Origin of the sequence: Sporosarcina aquimarina, assembly GCF_033253705.1 — a bacterium.
Lineage (GTDB): Bacteria > Bacillota > Bacilli > Bacillales_A > Planococcaceae > Sporosarcina > Sporosarcina aquimarina.
On sequence record NZ_JAUBDH010000010.1, the window covers coordinates 50,285 to 65,255 of the forward strand.

Annotated in this window: 13 protein-coding genes; 8 read left to right on the top strand and 5 right to left on the bottom strand. The window is 40.3% G+C overall.

The annotated features are described in order from the left end of the window. Window positions 1-38 precede the first annotated feature (38 nt). The 3 genes from QT716_RS14055 (at window position 39) to QT716_RS14065 (ending at window position 3,958) form a co-directional block, all read left to right on the top strand. The gene (locus tag QT716_RS14055; protein ID WP_317936727.1) at window positions 39-1,745 is read left to right on the top strand and encodes an S-layer homology domain-containing protein; all 1,707 of its coding nucleotides are present in this window, start codon (window positions 39-41) and stop codon (window positions 1,743-1,745) included. A 243-nt stretch (window positions 1,746-1,988) separates the two neighbouring features. Then, entirely contained in the window at window positions 1,989-2,483 is a 495-nt protein-coding gene (locus QT716_RS14060; RefSeq protein ID WP_317936728.1) for an LURP-one-related/scramblase family protein, read from the top strand. A 281-nt stretch (window positions 2,484-2,764) separates the two neighbouring features. After that, complete coding sequence (locus QT716_RS14065; RefSeq protein ID WP_317936729.1) at window positions 2,765-3,958, top strand: chromate transporter; 1,194 nt, start codon at window positions 2,765-2,767, stop codon at window positions 3,956-3,958. Between the two features lie 75 nt (window positions 3,959-4,033). Here the strand turns inward: QT716_RS14065 and QT716_RS14070 are convergent, their stop codons facing one another. Together QT716_RS14070 and QT716_RS14075 are read right to left on the bottom strand one after the other, a co-directional pair. Beyond that, the gene (locus tag QT716_RS14070) at window positions 4,034-4,966 is read right to left on the bottom strand and encodes a D-alanyl-D-alanine carboxypeptidase family protein (RefSeq protein WP_317936730.1); all 933 of its coding nucleotides are present in this window, start codon (window positions 4,964-4,966) and stop codon (window positions 4,034-4,036) included. A gap of 216 nt (window positions 4,967-5,182) precedes the next feature. Beyond that, complete coding sequence (locus QT716_RS14075; RefSeq protein ID WP_317936731.1) at window positions 5,183-6,169, bottom strand: bile acid:sodium symporter family protein; 987 nt, start codon at window positions 6,167-6,169, stop codon at window positions 5,183-5,185. A gap of 759 nt (window positions 6,170-6,928) precedes the next feature. Here QT716_RS14075 and QT716_RS14080 point away from each other — a divergent pair. The 3 genes from QT716_RS14080 to QT716_RS14090 all read left to right on the top strand — a co-directional run bounded on the left by QT716_RS14080 (window position 6,929) and on the right by QT716_RS14090 (window position 9,102). Further along, complete coding sequence (locus QT716_RS14080; protein ID WP_317936732.1) at window positions 6,929-7,138, top strand: hypothetical protein; 210 nt, start codon at window positions 6,929-6,931, stop codon at window positions 7,136-7,138. A 90-nt stretch (window positions 7,139-7,228) separates the two neighbouring features. Continuing rightward, complete coding sequence (locus QT716_RS14085) at window positions 7,229-8,851, top strand: S-layer homology domain-containing protein (RefSeq protein WP_317936733.1); 1,623 nt, start codon at window positions 7,229-7,231, stop codon at window positions 8,849-8,851. Beyond that, window positions 8,848-9,102, top strand: coding sequence for a DUF3006 domain-containing protein (locus QT716_RS14090; RefSeq protein WP_317936734.1), 255 nt, complete (start codon window positions 8,848-8,850; stop codon window positions 9,100-9,102). Before QT716_RS14085 ends, QT716_RS14090 begins: the two co-directional genes overlap by 4 nt. Window positions 9,103-9,213: 111 nt before the next feature. On the opposite strand, the gene QT716_RS14095 is transcribed toward QT716_RS14090, so the two are convergent. Then, complete coding sequence (locus QT716_RS14095; RefSeq protein ID WP_317936735.1) at window positions 9,214-10,206, bottom strand: HNH endonuclease; 993 nt, start codon at window positions 10,204-10,206, stop codon at window positions 9,214-9,216. Window positions 10,207-10,560: 354 nt separating this feature from the next. Here QT716_RS14095 and tnpB point away from each other — a divergent pair, with 354 nt between their 5' ends. Beyond that, window positions 10,561-10,914: an IS66 family insertion sequence element accessory protein TnpB gene (tnpB, locus tag QT716_RS14100; protein WP_317934922.1), complete on the top strand. Its 354-nt coding sequence runs from the start codon at window positions 10,561-10,563 to the stop codon at window positions 10,912-10,914. A gap of 67 nt (window positions 10,915-10,981) precedes the next feature. Then, window positions 10,982-12,553, top strand: coding sequence for an IS66 family transposase (gene tnpC / locus QT716_RS14105; RefSeq protein ID WP_317936737.1), 1,572 nt, complete (start codon window positions 10,982-10,984; stop codon window positions 12,551-12,553). 108 nt (window positions 12,554-12,661) lie between these two features. On the opposite strand, the gene QT716_RS14110 is transcribed toward tnpC, so the two are convergent. Together QT716_RS14110 and QT716_RS14115 are read right to left on the bottom strand one after the other, a co-directional pair. Beyond that, window positions 12,662-13,885 carry a DNA cytosine methyltransferase gene (locus QT716_RS14110; RefSeq protein WP_317936739.1) on the bottom strand — a complete coding sequence of 408 codons (1,224 nt, stop codon included), beginning with the start codon at window positions 13,883-13,885 and terminating at the stop codon, window positions 12,662-12,664. Then, window positions 13,872-14,957, bottom strand: a complete 1,086-nt coding sequence (locus QT716_RS14115) for a DNA cytosine methyltransferase (RefSeq protein WP_317936740.1) — start codon at window positions 14,955-14,957, stop codon at window positions 13,872-13,874. The genes QT716_RS14110 and QT716_RS14115 overlap by 14 nt, the downstream gene beginning before the upstream one ends. Window positions 14,958-14,971 lie beyond the last annotated feature (14 nt).

Here is a 14,971-nt window from a genome sequence, read left to right on the forward strand (position 1 = left end):
TGTATAATGAATTATCTTATACAACAAGAGGTGTCCCATTGAAAAGAATTGCATCCATAATTTGCTGTACATTAATCTCCCTACTGTTCCTGCTGCCTGAAGACAAAGCCCGCGCAGCTGCCGCTTGGCAAGAAGGAAAAGTCCTCTCTGGCACGATTCAAGAGAATGAAATTCCTACCGCAACAATCACACTTGAACAGGATTCAAACGTGACGTTCACATTGAAAGACTATCCGATGGACGACCCGTGGTACAATTTCACGGATTACTTAGTAAAAATCTATACAGCAGACCGTGAAGTGGCGGCATCTGTTTCGACTCTTTGGCAAGACGGCGATCGAGAGAAGACTGTGCTTCCTGTTAGTCTGAAAAAAGGCGTATATACTGTGGAAATTACACCCGACGGCAACCTAATCGAAGGAGATTATTCAATTGCCTACACAAAAGGGACAGCAGGAATGGACATCGAGCCTAATAACACACTTGCTGCTGCAAATCCCTATAAGATCGGGAATACGGCAGTAGGTTATGTGAACCCCCAGAATTCAAAGGATATGGAAGATGAGGATTACTACAAAGTAGTCGTTCCGTCATTTGGTAAACTGAACATCGGCTATGAAGATGTGCCAGGTGCACCTACTAATAATATCGCCACAAAACTGGAAATACTGGATCAGAAGCAGAACGTTCTATATGACATAAAGGGCTTCTTGAAACCAGGGAAGAGAGCAGAAGTCCTCCTTGATGCAGGGACATATTATTTCAGAGTGAAAGTGACAGGAGTCGGATTATTCACGGCGTACTATTCATTCACCTCTGAATTTAAGCCATTGGAAAAAAACGAGTGGGAAAGCGGGCGGAACACGTCGTTTGAAACTGCCGACGTGCTCGTCAATAACAAAACCATCAAAGGATACTGGAACGAATCGGACCTAGTGTATACACAAGTGAACGACTACTACAAATTCACACTAGCTAATGATGCCGACGTGGCATTCACTGTGAATTCACCAGACACCGAATCGAGTATCATCTTCAGTGATGAGAAAGGCCATCAGCTCTCTGTAAATGGCAGCGGATACGGTGAATCCAATCCATACACATTTAAAATGCGGTTGAAGGCGGGCACCTATTATGCAACGCATTTGCCGCGCTATGGCGGACTGGACGGCTATGCCGGGTACACGTTCAAAATGCAAATTCAAAGTTTCACAGATGTACGACCGACAAATCCCTATTACGGGCCCATTGAGGCACTCGCTCAACATGGCGTGAACAAAGGCTATGCGGACGGGACATTCCGCCCCGCACAAGCAATTCAGCGCAAGCACATCTTTTCACTGATGCGCAGGATGGAAGGGTTGTCTTTGCCAAAAGTACGGCAGATGAAGGCCTTCAAAGACCTACCGGCAAGCCATCCGAATTACGAAGACATCAAAGCCTTTTACGAAGCAGGCATCATCGACGGAAACGGTAGCTACATGAACCCAGAAACGAATTTGACACGCGCGGAACTTTCTAAGATTCTCATGAACACCTTCAATTTGAAGATGAAGAGCAGCCCGCCTGAATTCAGCGACGTCAGCAAGAAAAGCAGCTTGTATCCATACATTCAAGTGCTAGCCAGCAACCAAATCACAGTAGGTTCAAATGGGAAATTCATGCCGAATGATTCTGTGTCACGCCAACATTTTTCTGTATTTCTCCACCGTCTGATTGAGCAATCAGTATCAGGCAAACCTTAAATCGAATCATCCAGTCAAGTCATGTCAATGTGACTCGGCTTTTTTGCGTCTGGTTAAGGAGCACGGAGCCATCACATTCCTCTTAAATTGAAGTAAATACCAATATACCCATACATCCTATGAAGCATTGTGCAAACGAAACTTTCCGGACGGCCCCTTCGTATAGTGAAGTATAAAACTAGAGGACAGCGCTTCTGGCCATGCCGACCGGACTGAAGTGAACGTCTTAATGGAGGGATTCAGATGAAACAACTCTATATTAAGCAAAAGATGATGAGCATGAGCGGCAAGTTCACGGTGAAAGATGCGGATCAGCACGATATTTACAAAGTTGAAGGAAGCTTTATGCAAATCCCAAAAACATATTCAATTGTAGGTTTGGCTGACAACGAAGTCGCGCGTATTACGAAAAAGACATTCAGCTTCCTGCCAACGTTCTTTGTTGACGTTCAAGGTCAAGAGACGGTGACAATTCAGAAAGAATTCACGTTCTTTAAAGCACGATACTCCATCGACGCAGCTGGAATTGAAGTTGAAGGAAATTGGTGGGAGATGAACTTTGATGTGCTCCAGCACGGGGAAGTTATCGGCAGAGTGGAAAAGAAATGGTTCGAGTGGGGAGACAGCTATCAGCTTCAGATTTTTAATGAAGAGATGGAAACACTGATGGTTGCCCTAGTTGTTGCGATTGATTGTGTGAAAGCAGACCAAGCAGGTGCTTCAGCTGCAGTAATGTGAGTAAAGATAACGCTCAAGAAGTCCAATAGAAGGAAAAAGGCCGCGAAATCTTATTAGATATTCGCGGTTTTTTAGTGAAGGGGTAAGATTGAGTAATGTTCTTCCCTAAAATACATATCTAGTGATGACAAAGTGGACAAACATTATTAAGACTTTGTAAACTTCTTTGGGAATGCTGTCTAACTAAAGAGAGACATGATACCTTCAAGATAGTCGATATGAACCTATGAAAATGAAAGATACAAATTAGTAAAGGAATACTCTTAAAGAAGGAGGCTCCCATGAACCCAGCAAACTTGAATCGGAGGTTAAAAACATACATTGAAATCTTAGTAGTTTCAACTCGCCTTGGGTTGACCTCGTTCGGAGGGCCCACTGCGCACTTAGGCTATTTCCATGCGGAATACGTCCGCAGAAGAAAGTGGATGGACGAAAAAAGCTATGCTGATCTTGTGGCATTGTCGCAATTCTTACCAGGACCGGCAAGCAGCCAAGTTGGAATCGGAATCGGCGTGATGCGTGCGGGTGTCATCGGCGGCATCATCTCGTTTCTAGGGTTCACACTTCCATCTGTCATTGCACTCATCTTATTTGCAGGCTTACTTACGAAAATGGATATCGGAAATGCAGGGTGGATTCACGGGTTGAAACTTGTCGCGGTGGCGGTTGTTGCTCATGCGATCCTCGGTATGGCAAAAAATCTGACGCCTGATGTAACGAGGAAGACCATTGCACTTCTTGCACTCATCGGGACACTGTTGTGGCAATCCGCATGGACTCAAGTGGGTGTTATTTTAATCGCAGCACTCGTAGGATTCTTACTGTTTAAACAGCACAAGGAAGAAACAGAAGCAAAATCGACCTTTCCAATCACGAAACGCGTTTCCGCAATTTGTCTACTCTTGTTTGCTGGATTGTTAGTTGTATTACCCATCCTGCGAGAACTGACAGGATCCGTTTGGATTGCTATGATCGATAGTTTCTATCGATCGGGATCACTCGTATTCGGTGGAGGGCATGTTGTTCTGCCCTTGCTCGAACAGGAATTTGTCCCAACAGGCTGGATCAGTAAAGAATCCTTTTTAGCGGGCTATGGTGCAACTCAAGCCGTACCTGGTCCACTGTTCACATTCGCTGCTTACTTAGGAACTGTCATGAAAGGCTGGCAAGGCGGCCTCGTCGCTACGTTTGCTGTGTTCTTGCCTGCATTTCTACTCATCCTAGGTGCCCTCACATTTTGGGATTCTCTGCGCAATAACCCAAAAGTCAAAGGCGCCATCATGGGCGTCAATGCAGCTGTGATTGGAATTCTTATCTCTGCATTCTACTACCCAATCTGGACCACTTCCGTCTTGCAAGCTTCGGACTTTGTGTTGGCAGCTGTTTTGTTCAGCATGCTAGCGTATTGGAAACTGCCGCCGTGGATGGTTGTGGTGGCAGGAGCTGTTGGCGGGATGGGTTTGTCGTTTATATGAATGAATAAAACCGTCCCAATTGCTGACAATTGGGACGGTTTTTTAAGTCCAGTGGACAAATGGGCAAAACGATCATTATCGTCCTTCAACAACTTCAGCAAACAGCCGAAGCGTATCCTTCTTCTGCGCACGGTCGGGATGACTGATGTCTTCCAAAGGCGCTCCCATGACAATACTAATGTACTCTTGATTTCCAACTGTACCAAACGTCGCCCAACACTGACCGGCTTCGTAAGTAGTTCCGGACTTGCCGCCAAGAATCTCAAAACCCTTTTGGTCCTCTGCATGTAGCGAGGAAAGTACCGTAGAGCGTAAAGCAATGCCCTGAGGATGATCCGCAGTAGCCGTCGTCTGGAAAGATTGTTTAGTTAAAATCGCACGAAAGTCTTGATTATCCAGCGCGTAATCGAGCAGCATGGCCATATCAGAAGCGGTGGTGTACTGCTTAGCATCATGCAGCCCTTCCGGATTCATGAAATGAGTTCGGGTCATTCCGAGTTCTTTCGCTTTTTCGTTCATCATCATCACAAACTGATTCGTACTTCCTGCCACATGGATCGCTAACGAATTGGATGCTTCGCCGCCGGAAGGTAAAATTGTTCCGTACAACAAATCTCGATAGGTGACGGCTTCACGACCATAAAACCCGGCCATCGAAGCATTATGAGCGACCATTTTTTGATACGTTTCTGTATCGACTGGCGCATTCGCAGAAAGATCCTCAATATGCTCAAGCGCTACAATCGTCGTCATCATTTTCGTCAAAGATGCCGGATAAGCTTTTGCATCTGCTTGTTTTTCGTAGACTGCTTTCCCGTTATCCCGATCCATCATATAGATGTATGGACTCGTATACGCATCTATTTGCTGAATACGTTGAGGAACACTTTGCTCAGCACGAAGCGATTCATTATCATTCAGCCCATTCCATCCTGTCACATACATCCCAATCATTAGAACGATGATGAAAAGGACGAATCCTTTTATAACTGTCCATAACTTCCTCATAGTGCATCTGCCTTTCAATTCACGGTCGTCCCGCACATTTCAAATCCTTACTGTTAAGTATAAAGGACAAACCTGAAGGAAAGTACAGTAAAAGAATGAAGTTTTTCTTAAGACGAGCTTAACCTGATACAAAACTATAAAGAGAGCTGGAAATCGAAGTGATTTCCAGCTCTCTTTATGTACGAACAGTAATCGAAGTTATTGGGACCCAGCGAATTAACGGTTCTCAATCGGCTGAACAGAAGTCGGTTCCATGTCGACAGCCGGTTCCTCAACACCTGCAGGTTTTTTCGACCAAAAGGTCGCAAGAATCGGCCCTGAAATGTTGTGCCAAATCGCACCCCATACACTTGGCAGCGCGGCAAGCGGACCGAAGTGCGCAGTTGCGAGGGCAACACCTAACCCCGAATTCTGCATGCCGACTTCAATGGAAATCGCTCTGCGGTCGGACTCAGTTAATCCGAGCATCACAGCTGTCATATAGCCAAGCAGCAAGCCAAATCCGTTATGAAGGAAGACTGCCGCAAATACGACAAACCCCGATGAAATGACGTTCCCTGCATTCGCAGACGTGACCGCCGCAACGATGATCAAGATTGCCAAAACCGAAATTAGCGGGACAACAGAAACACTCTTCTCCACAGCTTTCGGGAAAAACTTCCGGATTAGCAGACCGAGTACAATCGGAAGAATGATGACTTGAACAATTGACATAAACATCGCCATCGGGTCAACAGGCATCCACTGCCCAGCAAGCCACAACAGCAAAAGCGGTGTAACTACGGGTGCAAGCAATGTAGAAAGGGAAGTCATCGCAACAGACAATGCCAAATTCCCTTTTGCCAAATAGACCATCACATTGGAAGACGTCCCGCCCGGAACACATCCGAGTAAGACCAACCCAGCTGCGAGTTCTGGCGGAAGCTGAAGCACATACGCAATCGCAAACGCAACAAGCGGCATAATCAGAAACTGCGCAGCCACCCCCACAATCACCGGCAGCGGCTTTGTAGCAATAATCTTAAAATCGACCGCCTTCAACGTCAGCCCCATGCCGAACATGACAACACCAAGCAAAATCGATATGTATGCACCTAATCCTAGGAACGGTGTGGGGAATAAAAAGGCCATGAGTGCTGCGATGATGACCCATACAGCGAAATACTTTCCTGCAAATGAACTGATTGACTCCAGTGCCTTCATTGTGGAACCTCCTTGGTTCTTTTTGAATTGTGTTTAGGAAAATGAAATAAATTTCCGTAGTGGATGTAAGTATTGTTGCTTCCTAACACTAAATATTTTAGTTGTCTTGTTTCTGAAGAAAGAATTTAGTGAAGATGAGTAAGTATTCAGAAATGATAAAAGCAATTATACTAAGCTGTCTGAAGATTGCAAGATATATTTTATATTGCAAAGTGTAGATTCAGATAACGAGAAAAAGTGATAATAAATATCTTGAGATCTACTTACCCTTAACAGAGATTTTCCCTATCAGTATAAATTTTAGGGCAGTTATAATATGGCTATGGGAAGAATGCCCCCAGTAATAAAAACAAATTTTTTGTACACAAAATATAATCACTAGATTCCATTTTACTTCCACGTTAAGGATAAAAGATAATTATTTAGTTGTTGTTAGGCGTCTAGTATATTGGTAGTATGTAGTAGAGTATTACTTACTAGTCACTATATATGTATTTATAGTTTGCAAGTCGTTTCCGGAATGGATGTTTTTTTTTCCTTTTATTAATGTTCATTAATCCCGACTGTTGAATTGAATCTTTTAGGAAATAATAAGTAATCCCTTAGCGGGTGTGGATAAATAAACTTTTATTACAATATAAGGAGTATAGTGCCGGCTTTATAATGCTTATTCTGAAAATAATAAAACAAAGTAACCTGAATTACGAAAAATATTAAGAACTTAAAATAATATCAGAAAGAATGAAAGTAGGTGAGTAAATGAGTAAATACTCCGTGTATGTTGAGTTTGATGGAGGTAAGGATTACCAATTCGAAACAATTACAAATCCATTAAATGTTGAACCTATTTCAATTAACGGCTCAGAGATGATTTTTACTGAGGATGAATATGGTATCAACAAAGCACAGGTTACAAAAATAGAGGTTGTTGAAATCGGAAAAGGCAAGATTGGTGAATATATACGATAAAAATATTGTTTATATTAAAGTTTATATAGACCTTTTACAGATCAACGAATATTATTAATCTATAAAACAAATAAGTGAGGTAAGATAGACATGAAAAAAGTACTAGTAATAGTATTGACCTTAATCTTAGCATTCTCAGGATTGGTTATTAGTAAAGTTGAAGCTGCTCAGTTTTCGGATGTACCTTCAAATCATCGCTTCTATAACGATGTTCAATATTTAACTGAGAAGGGTGTTATATCACCTTCAGGATCTAAATTTGGCGTTGATCAGAAAATTACTCGAGAAGAAGTAGCAGTTATGGTTAGTAAAGCAGTAGGGTTGAATGGCAAACAAACAAGTACAAAATTTAAAGATGTACCAAGCTCATTAACCTCTTCAGGTTATATTAACTCAGCAGTGAAAGCTGGGATTATTGCAGGGTTTCCAGACGGTACATTTCGTCCTAAAGAAATAGTAACTCGTGGTCAAATGGCAATATTTTTATCAAGAGCATTCAAATTAACTGAGGAAGCAAACACTAATTTTAAAGATATGAGTCCAAGTGTTTCTTCTTATAAAAATGTCCGTCATATTGTTAAGGCAGGTATCACAACAGGATATCCAGACAATACGTATCGTCCCAATGAAACCTTATCACGCGGACAGATAGTAGCATTCCTTTCAAGGGCTCTTTTCCTAAAAGAATCCGGAAACAAGCAAATGAAGGTTCATTTTATCGATGTTGGCCAAGGCGATTCAATCTTGTTGCAAACCCCAACAGGTAAAAACATGCTAATAGATGGCGGCAAAGCATCATCTGAAAATAAAGTAGTTGCGTTCCTAAAGTCCAAAGGTATCTCAACTTTAGATGTGGTTATTGCTACACATCCTGATGCAGACCATATAGGTGGATTGATTTCAGTATTAGAAACATTTAAAGTTAATCAATTTATAGATAGTGGTAAAGTGCACACTACACAGACTTACTTTGATATGCTTTCAATTATTGACAAAAAGAATATCCCGTTTAAGTTAGTGACTTCAAATGAGGCTATTGCCCTTGATTCGCTTGTGAAAATTAAAATTCTTTATGCAGATAAAAATGCTAGTGATAGTAACGATGCATCAATAGTTACAAAAGTTAGTTATGGTTCCGTAAGTTTCTTACTAACTGGGGACGCTGGAATTAAAACAGAAAAAGCATTGCTAGGTAATCCAGACCTTAAAAGCACTTATTTAAAGGCAGGTCATCATGGCTCTGCTACAAGTAGTTCTGACTCATTTGTTAAAGCTGTGAGTCCAGAAGGGACAATACTTTCTTACGGCGAAGGAAATTCTTACGGACATCCAGCAGCAACAGCAGTAAATACTTTAAAAGCAGTAGGTACAAAAATCTATTCGACTGCTGTTTCAGGTGATATTACAGTGTCTACAAATGGTGTTACACATTCCGTATCGGTGAAACCTTGGTATGCTCCAGTAGTAAAACCAGCGCCAGCACCTGTTAAACCAAAACCTACGCCTGTAAAACCCAAACCAACACCAGTTAAACCGAAACCGACACCTGCTAAGCCGAATCCTGGTTCTGGCTCATATGTAATACCAGGTGCGCCTAAAAGTTTTCAAAACTGTACTGCAATGAAAAAGTATTATCCTAATGGCGTTAAGAAAGGGCATCCAGCATATGCAACTAAACATGATCGTGATAAAGATGGATGGGCGTGTGAATGATGAATACTTACACAATTGATCGATTTGAAGGTGAATACGCTGTTCTTCTAGTCCGTGATAATGAAAAAGAACAAGTTCTAGTGTTGAAAAAACAAATACCTTTTGAAGCTTGTGAAGGGGATATATTGCAAATATCATTTGTTGGAAATGGAAAAGAAGTAGGAGAGGTTATAATGATGAATGATAAAACTAAGTCAGTAAAAGAGAAAACCGAAGCGCTTATTCAAAAGCTTTTAGATAAAAACAAATAGAAGTAAGGAAGTCATTGTCCTTCCTCACTTCTAAATCTAGGTTCTTATCCTCTATAATTATAAAGTGAAAATGTACAACAACTTCTGTTTATAAAGATAGATAATTTAGTTTTAGAGTCGACCTGAAGTAATAAAGAGTCCAAAGACATTGTTTCTATGATAACGAATACTATTCAAATCTGGCTTTATAAATGGATTTTCAGGTAAAGTTATACTTTTACCTGAAAGGCCATTTAAAAACTTACTTTCAATCTCTTCATGAACAAGAATAGTATAGTCATCATTTAGAGTGAAAAAGCCCTTGTCGAATGCCCAATGAATATCTCTGCTTAATGACAAACCGTTGCTAGGTAGGAATGTACCTCCATGGCTCTTTGGCCTAATATGTGCTGCTTCCAGGTTGGAAAAGTTATTATACTTGATAACGCTTCCCGTTACAGCGCATTTAGATTCGTATCCAACCATTACAAAATCTCTGAACGATGACGAAGTGAATAAACTTTCCAAATTCGTTTCCGACTTCGCTATTACCTTGGTTACACTTGGATCAATTGTTACTTCTAATTCATGGTCACTTGTAAGCGTACGAACTTTACTTTCAAACTGTTCTAAAAAACCATCATATAAAGCATGATCTCCACGAATAGGGGACTTTTCAATAATATTCATACAGTTACTATATAAAGCGGATGTCTTATCTTTAACCAAATCAATGTAATATACTAGTTGTGTCACTCCATCAGTAATTAACTTGTCTTTTTTTATAATTATAATATCATTCGCTTCAAACAAATACCTATTCATTTCTAATGAATTGTTAGAATAGATTCTATACTCATTTCTGGGTCTGCTTGATGTGCTTCCATGAAATTTATCGTTATGATAAATATAATTACAATATACTTTTTCTAAGCGAGGTAAATAAAGGGGGATCAGCGGGAGAAGGGATGAGTCATTTTTGACTAAAGTAGATAGATGGGGGAAGAATGTTAAAATCGCCTCATCTTTGGATATATAAATATATCTTCCTCTAGCTGGTTTATCTCCAAGTTTTAAAATGCTTCCAAGTTCTTGATGCCCAAGCCTTTTTATGTAATAAGTCATATTCTATCCCCTTTATATTGTATTAATGGCTGCATTTACCATATCTAATTTAATTATATTCCTGAATTTGTATACATGTCAATAGTAAGTAAGCCCCCAATCAAATAACGCATAGGCAACTCAGCACCCCGCTTGGTACTATATTTGTATCAAACAGGAGGTGCTTTCTTTGTTTTTAAACCCTTTAACGATAGTCCCCGTTTCCTTACAACCTACCAAAAGCGATCAAACTCCAGCAAATCCATCGAAGACCTCCGGTCACTGTCAAATCAAGATTGGTAGCGCTGAAGTCACACTCCAGAATGGCGTGGATGAACGAATCATCCAAGTCATTATAAGGGAGCTGATGAACCAATGAGGCAAGATTATACGGATGTTCAGAATATCTATATTGTCTGCGGAAAAACAGACATGCGAAAAGGAATCGATGGCCTTGCTACACTCATTCAAGATTCTTTTGATTTAGATCCATATGGAGATTCTATTTTTCTGTTCGCAGGTGGAAAAAAAGATCGATATAAATGTCTTTATTTCGATGGAGATGGTTTCGCCATGTTGTATAAGCGACTCGATTCTGGCAAGCTTCAATGGCCACGTAGTGAGCGAGAAGTGAAAAATCTAACGCAGCAAGAACTTCGTTGGTTGCTCGAAGGGTTAGCTATTCAGCAGCCAAGAGCGATTGCTCCTTCATTAAAAAGCTCCTTTTAAAAACTTCTGTTCATGAGCTCCGCTATCCGGTATACTACGTTCAACCAGAAAGAAAGCGGTGAAGGAAATGGCCAATCGTACTTCTGAACAAGCATTGGAAAAAGTCATCAGTATGTTGGAAGAGCAATTGGCGCATTCCAATCAACAGAATGAACAGCAGTCCAAGCAAATCGAAAAACTAACTGAGCAGGTTCAGCACTTGACGAAGATGCTTTTTGGATCAAAATCCGAGAAATCAAGATACAATGTGCCCGATGGGCAAAGCTCTTTGTTCGATGAGGAAGAGGACCCTTTTCCCGATTCTGAGCAAACAGAAGATCAAAGCCAACAGGTGATTTCTTACACTGTTGTTCGCAAAGCATCGAAGAAAAAGAGGAATGACCATTTTCTTGAAGGTATTGAGACCGAAGTTGTTCATCATTATCCTGAGCTACTCACGTGTGCCTGTTGCCAAAATGATTTGACAACAATCGGTGGGGTAATCGTCCGAGAAGAAGCTGAATTTATCCCAGCTAAGCTGAAACGAATTCAGCATATGGAACACACGTATGAATGTAAGCATTGCAAACTAGATGTTTCCACACCAGCTAACATAGTACGTGGAAAAGCACCTCAACCAGTGATTCAACGAAGTCTTGCGGGTCCGAGTGTGTTAGCCAAAATCATATCGGACAAATATAATCTTTATCTTCCTCTATACCGTCAGGTAAAAGAATGGCTTCGTCATGGGTTGGAAACGAACGATAAAAATCTATCCAACTGGGTGATCAAGGTTTCAAATGAGTGGCTATTGCCTCTATACCAACGGATGACTTCACTAGCGATGCGAAGGACTGTCCTTCATGTTGACGAGACAACAGCGCAAGTGATTTATCGGCCTGATGGAAAGCCTGGGAACACGAAGGCATACAATTGGGTCTACAAAACTGTTCCCTGCCAAGGACCGGTGATGGTGCTTTTCCATAGTTCGCTATCGCGAGCACGAGAAGTTCTGAAGAACTTCCTTGGTGATTACAAAGGAACAATCATTTGTGATGGCTATTCTGCATACGGCGGTTTACCAGGTGTCACCTTTGCCAACTGTTGGGCGCATGTTCGTCGTTATTGGTTAAAAGCAGATAGTAAAAATGGACGGATTGGCGTAGATTACTGTAATCAACTCTATCGACTTGAGAGTAAATTTAGAGAAATGCGTCCTGGCAAAAGACGACGAATGCGCAATAAGTATTCCAAACCGATAGTGACGGCCTTTTTTAAATGGATAGAAGAGAGTCACTTCTATGGAAAGAATGCGATTGCCACTGCAACTGACTATACATTGAAGAGAAAAGATGAGCTCCAACGTTTTCTTATCGATGGACGGATTGAGATTGATAACAATCCAGCTGAAAACGCTATCCGTCCCAATGTTCTAGGTCGGAAAAACTGGCTGTTTTCTGTCAGTGAAGCAGGTGCTCAAGCAAATGCGATCTGCTTGAGTTTAGCTGAGACTTCTAAAATCCATGGGATCGATTTCTATGCATATTTGAAAAAAGTATTAACAGATCTGCCGACTCTTCATTTCCAGCAGACTTCTGAACTATTGGATGCTTATTTTCCGTGGTCGCCACAAATTCAAGAAACATGTAAATTGAGATAGCCCTTCATCTTCAAATTATTGAAGTGAAGGGCTATTTGTAGGGCACGCCGAAAGGCTGTGCTTTTTTTATATTACGGGCTTACAATAGTAATACAAAAAGAGAAGCAATTATGCTTCTCTTTTTTCTAAAAAAATTTTAATAGCCTGTGCAAGTTTTTCTGAAAACCTAGGTGGGACAGCGTTGCCAATCATTTTGTAATTATCACCAACACTTGATATAAAATCGTAGTCATCATCGAAAGTTTGAAGTCTTGCGGCTTCCCTAACAGTGATTGTTCTAGCCTGTAAAGGATCGGGATGTATGTGCCGAAGACCGTCTTTATACAAATGAGCAGGTATGGTATTACTAGGTTTATCCCATCGGATGACGTGATATTTATGAACATTAGAAGATTTACCGGTTTTTAGAGTATATAATTCTTTTAATTTATCACTTGAAGTATATTTGAAATCACCATTAACAATGTCTTCCGCTAACAATTTGAATATCTCGATATCTCTAGAACTATGATATCTAGGAAGATGATTCGGAATTGAAGTATTCATTTCATGTGAATACTTCTTCCCATTCAATTTTAATTCATTTTGCAAAGGTTTTAGTTTGGGAAGGTCCTCAATTGTCTCTCTAACGGTTTTTACCCTTTCTTTAAAAGTAGTAAGATGGTTAGTATAAAATTCTTCAAGTAGTTGTTGAGGGTCATGAAATAAATCTTTTTTTATCCCTACGATTATTAATCTTTTTCTATTTTGAGGTATCCCATACTGGGTTAAATCTATTTGAGCATAGCTTTTCAAGTCGTTAATTATTGTATAGCCAGATGCCTCTATTTCCTTTCTGATCAAATCCGTTACTTGAACACCTCCAGGTTTAGCACTTAAAATCCCAGGGACATTTTCAAACACAAAAAGTTTTGGAGAATATCTTCTAACAACTGCAAGATAACCCTCAAACAAATAGTTTCGGTAATCATCTTTCATACCATTTACGTCTCGAATACGTCCCGCAACAGAATATGCCTGACACGGAGGACCACCAATAATTAGATCCAACTCTTGGCCATCAATAATAGAGTCAAGACCATTGTGGTTACCAAAAATATCGTCATTACTCCAACCATGAAATAATTCATCTGTTCTTTGTATATCAAAACGAAGCACGCGATTATCCGCGTCGGAAATATTCCATTTACTTTTCAAGCGATTAACTAAATTCTTAACCTGCGGCTTTTCCCATTCGACCGCCGCTAGCATATTAAATTGACCATTTTTTTCAAAGCCCTCAGATAAACCTCCACAACCAGCGAAGATATCAATATAGTTATAAGTCTTCATTTAGCTCTCCACCTCTTAAATACTTTTTCAACTGAACTCCTAAGACAAATCCCAGAAGAGGAGGTACAGCATTACCTACTTGTCTATATTGTTGAGTTTTATTTCCATAAAAAATAAAATCGTCGGGAAAAGATTGAAGTCTAGCATTTTCCCGGACAGTAGGGACCCTATTGAATTTATAATGGAAATGGTTTCTGTGTCCAGTGTCTATTGTTTTTGATGGTTTGTTACTGTGATAGCGTGTCCAAGCTTCGTTAAATTTACGGCTATCTCCAACTCCAGGAGGCAAATCTTTATGATTACCACCTTCAGGTACTAAAGATATTACATCGATTACTTCTTGTGTGTGTTTTGTTCCTACGTGATTAAATAGTTTATTCGTATGTTTTCTCATTTTCTTTTGATATGAAGTTAAAGGTGGAACTTTATAGTTACTAATTTCAAAACCAAGGTCTTTATTGAAGTCATGCAAGTCACTAATTGCCTCTCCGCATGAAACATAAGTAGTGGGAGAAATCGAAGGCTCTGGGAACTTGAACTCTGTGTTACTTTTTGTGCCAACTAAAAATAAGCGCTTTCTTATTTGGGGGACACCATAGTCTGGCGCAAATAATATTTGAGACGAAACTGTATAACCTAAATTAGTGAATTCATCAATGATGGCTTTTTTAGCTTGTCCTTTATAAAGTGTCGCTAGCCCAGGTACATTCTCTAATACAAATGCTTGAGGTTGAAAAAATGCCACTGCATTCACCATGGATTTAAATAATGAGTTTCTACTATCATCTTCCTCACGTTTACCTGTAAGTGAAAACCCTTGACAGGGAGGACCACCGATAATTAAATCTATATTTTTATTGTTGGTTAAACTGGCAATCTCTAAGATAGTAGAGCCTTGAAATAAATCACCATTCATAGCAATAGCAGAGCCATGATTATTTTTAAAAGTTTTTAGTGCTGATATATCGTTATCTATACCTAATAGAACCTCATAACCAGCATCCATAAAGCCTTTTGAGAGACCCCCACATCCACAAAACATATCAATAACAGTAGGTTTAGTTTTATTCAATTAAATTCAACTCC